General features: G+C 74.6%; 3 protein-coding genes. All 3 read left to right on the top strand.

Annotated elements, in window-relative coordinates; translation table 11 throughout:
• Positions 1-1,183, top strand: a 1,183-nt coding sequence (locus IF88_RS0139430) for a DUF4350 domain-containing protein (protein WP_030724306.1), incomplete at its 5' end; no start/stop codon positions are given.
• Positions 1,180-2,166: an AAA family ATPase gene (locus IF88_RS0139435; protein WP_030724309.1), complete on the top strand. Its 987-nt coding sequence runs from the start codon at positions 1,180-1,182 to the stop codon at positions 2,164-2,166. The genes IF88_RS0139430 and IF88_RS0139435, both read left to right, overlap by 4 nt.
• Complete coding sequence (locus tag IF88_RS0139440) at positions 2,166-3,476, top strand: DUF58 domain-containing protein (protein WP_030724312.1); 1,311 nt, start codon at positions 2,166-2,168, stop codon at positions 3,474-3,476. The genes IF88_RS0139435 and IF88_RS0139440 overlap by 1 nt, the downstream gene beginning before the upstream one ends.
• The last annotated feature ends 277 nt before the right edge of the window (positions 3,477-3,753 follow it).

A 3,753-nucleotide genomic window follows, 5' to 3' on the forward strand; every position in this document is an offset into this window, starting at 1 on the left:
CCCCGTCACCCCCGTCACCCCCGTCACCCCCGCCGGCAAGGCGACCCGCCGCCTCCTCGCCGCACTCGCCGTCCTCACCACCGGCGCCATCATCCTGGCCGCCCTCAACTCCGGCACCCGCCACGGCTACCTAGACCCGCGCTCCGCCGACCCCCTCGGCAGCCGAGCCGTCGCCGAGCTCCTCAAGGCCCGCGGCGTGACCACCCGCGTCGTCACCACCGCCGCCGAGGCCGCCGAGGCCACCGGCCCCCGCACCACGCTCCTCGTCACCGACCCCGACCGGCTCGGCACCACCCAGCGCCGTACCATCCGTTCGGCCATCGACCTCTCCGGCGGCCGCACCGTCCTGCTCGCCCCCGGCAGCCACAGCCTCGCCGACCTCTCCCCCGGTGTCCGCGCCCAGGGCGACGCCACCACGGACGCCCCGGCCCCCGACTGCGCCCTGCCCGCCGCGACCTCCGCCGGCCGCGCGGCAACCGGCGGCGGCCTGCGCTACACCACCACCCTTCCGGGAGCCACCGCCTGCTACCCCAGCGGCGGCCACCCCACCCTGCTCACCCTCCCGGCAGGGACCGGCGGCGACACGGTCCTCCTCGGATCCGAGACGATCCTCCTCAACGAGAGCCTCGCCGAGGAGGGCAACGCCTCCCTCGCGCTCCAACTCCTCGGCTCCCGCCCGGACCTCGTCTGGTACATGCCGTCCCTCGCGGACTCCGACCCGGCTGCCGACGCCGGCGACAAGAGCCTCTTCGACCTGGTCCCGGCCGGCTGGTCCTGGGCGCTGCTCCAGCTCTTCCTGGCCGCCGTCCTCGCGGCCCTGTGGCGCGCCCGCCGGCTCGGCCCCCTCGTCACCGAGAAACTGCCCGTCCTCATCCGCGCCTCCGAGGCCACCGAAGGCCGCGCCCGCCTCTACCGCAAGGCCGGCTCCCGCGACCGCGCCGCCACCGTGCTGCGCGCCGCCACCCGCGAACGCCTCGCCGCCCTCACCGGCGTACCGCCCACCCGGGCCCACGACCCCGCCACCCTCGCCCCGGCGGTCTCCGCCCGGCTCACGGACGACGCGCGGGACGTCACGCGAGACGTCACCGCCCTCCTCTTCGGCCCCACCCCCTCCGACGACGCGGCACTCGTCGCGCTCGCCGACCACCTCGACGCCCTCGAAAGAGAGGTCCGTACGTCATGACGTACCCGGCCACCGAGTCCACGGCTGTGACCGCGGACAGCGCCCGCGCTTCCCTCGAAGCGCTCCGCACCGAGATCGGCAAGGCCGTGGTCGGCCAGGACTCGGCCGTCACCGGTCTCGTCGTCGCGCTCCTGTGCCGCGGCCACGTCCTCCTCGAAGGCGTCCCCGGCGTCGCGAAGACCCTCCTCGTGCGGGCCCTCGCCGCTTCCCTCGAACTCGACACCAAACGCGTCCAGTTCACCCCCGACCTGATGCCGAGCGATGTCACCGGCTCGCTCGTCTACGACGCCCGCACCGCCGAGTTCTCCTTCCAGAACGGCCCGGTCTTCACCAACCTCCTCCTCGCGGACGAGATCAACCGCACGCCCCCGAAAACCCAGTCGTCCCTCCTGGAGGCGATGGAGGAACGCCAGGTCACGGTCGACGGCACCCCGCGGGCGCTCCCCGACCCCTTCCTCGTCGCCGCCACCATGAACCCGGTCGAGTACGAGGGCACGTACCCCCTCCCGGAAGCCCAGCTCGACCGCTTCCTCCTCAAGCTCACCGTTCCCCTCCCCTCCCGCGAGGACGAGATCGGCGTCCTGACCCGCCACGCCGCCGGCTTCAACCCCCGCGACCTGCACGCCGCCGGCGTCCGCCCGGTCGCCGGCCCCGCCCAGCTCGAAGCGGCCCGCGAGGCCGTCGCCAAGGTCTCCGTGTCCCCCGAGATCGCCGGCTACGTCGTCGACATCTGCCGCGCCACCCGCGAATCGCCCTCGCTCACACTCGGCGTCTCCCCCCGCGGCGCAACCGCCCTGCTGGCCACCGCCCGCGCCTGGGCCTGGCTCACCGGCCGCGACTACGTCACCCCCGACGACGTCAAGGCGCTCTCCCTGCCGACCCTGCGCCACCGCGTCCAGCTGCGCCCGGAAGCGGAGATGGAGGGAGTCACCGCCGACGCCGTCATCACGGCGATCCTCTCCCACGTCCCCGTCCCCCGCTGATGGCCGTCACCGGACGCGCCGCCCTACTGGCGGCACTCGGCAGCATTCCGGTCGGCGTCCTCGAACCGAGCTGGACGGGGATGCTCGCGGTCAACGGCCCGATCGCCCTGGCCTGCGCGGTCGACTACGCCCTGGCGGCGCCGGTCCGCAGCCTCGTGCTGGCCCGCTCGGGAGACACCTCGGTCCGCCTCGGCGAACCGGCGGACGTCCACCTCACCGTCACCAACCCCGGCAGCCGCACGCTCCGGGCCCGCGTCCGCGACGCCTGGCCCCCGAGCAGCTGGCGCCCGGGCACGGAGGCCGCCGCCTCCCGGCACGAGGTGGTCGTCCCCGCGGGCGAACGCCGCCGGCTGACCACCCGTCTGCTCCCCACCCGCCGCGGCGACCGCCGCGCGGACCGCGTCACGATCCGCTCGTACGGGCCCCTGGGCCTGTGGGCCCGCCAGGGCTCCCACGCGTCCCCCTGGACGGTCCGGGTCCTGCCGCCCTTCACCAGCCGCAAGCACCTCCCCTCCCGGCTGGCCCGGCTGCGCGAACTGGACGGCCGCACCAGCGTCCTGACGCGCGGTGAGGGCACCGAGTTCGACAGCCTCCGTGACTACGTCCCCGGCGACGACACCCGCTCGATCGACTGGCGTGCCACCGCCCGCCAGCAGAAGGTGGCCGTCCGCACCTGGCGCCCCGAACGCGACCGGCACATCCTCATCTGCCTCGACACCGGCCGCACCTCGGCGGGCCGCGTCGGCGACGCCCCCCGGCTGGACTCCGCGATGGACGCGGCCCTGCTCCTCGCTGCCCTGGCCACCCGCGCCGGTGACCGCGTCGACCTGCTGGCCCACGACCGCCGCCCCCGCGCCCAGGTCCAGGGCCGCGCGGCAGCCGACGTCCTCCCGTCCTTCGTCAACGCGATGGCCTCCCTCGAACCCGAACTGGTCGAGACGGACGCCCGCACCCTGGTCTCCACCATCCTCCGCAGCGCCCCGCGCCGGTCCCTGGTGGTCCTCCTGACGAGCCTGGACGCCGCCCCGATCGAAGAGGGCCTGCTCCCGCTGCTCCCCCGGCTCACGCAGCGCCACACGGTCCTGCTGGCCTCGGTCGCCGACCCGCACGTCGCGGAGATGACGAAGTCCCGTGGCACGGTGGACGCGGTCTACGAAGCCGCGGCCGGCACCCAGGCCCAGTCCCAGCGGCGCCGCACCGCCGACCAGCTCTCCCGCCACGGCGTCCACGTGGTCGACGCCACCCCGGACACCCTGGCCCCGGCCCTGGCCGACGCCTACCTGTCCCTAAAGGCCGCCGGCCGCCTCTGAGGAGCGAAGGCTCAGCGGTTCAGTATCGAAGACACCCACCCCCTGCCCCTCATAGGCCTTCGGCTCGGCCCTCGGCCGTGGCAACCAGTGCCTGTGAGCCCCACTCGGGAAGGTGACGTGCGGCATGTCCGCATCGAGATGGGCATGGTGAACCATCGCGGACACACCACATGTGGGGGAACGCAGAAAAGCCCCGCACCGAACCCGAAGGTTTGGTGCGGGGCTTCCCGCAATGATTGTTCGGCGGCGTCCTACTCTCCCACAGGGTCCCCCCTGC

It is taken from the genome of Streptomyces sp. NRRL F-2580 (genome assembly GCF_000720115.1).
Lineage (GTDB): Bacteria > Actinomycetota > Actinomycetes > Streptomycetales > Streptomycetaceae > Streptomyces.

What these genes read in the sequence shown, in the direction of transcription:
- IF88_RS0139435 (WP_030724309.1), top strand. Translation starts at nt 1,180, where the DNA reads ATGACGTACCCGGCCACCGAGTCCACGGCTGTGACCGCGGACAGCGCC.
- IF88_RS0139440 (WP_030724312.1), top strand. Translation starts at nt 2,166, where the DNA reads ATGGCCGTCACCGGACGCGCCGCCCTACTGGCGGCACTCGGCAGCATT.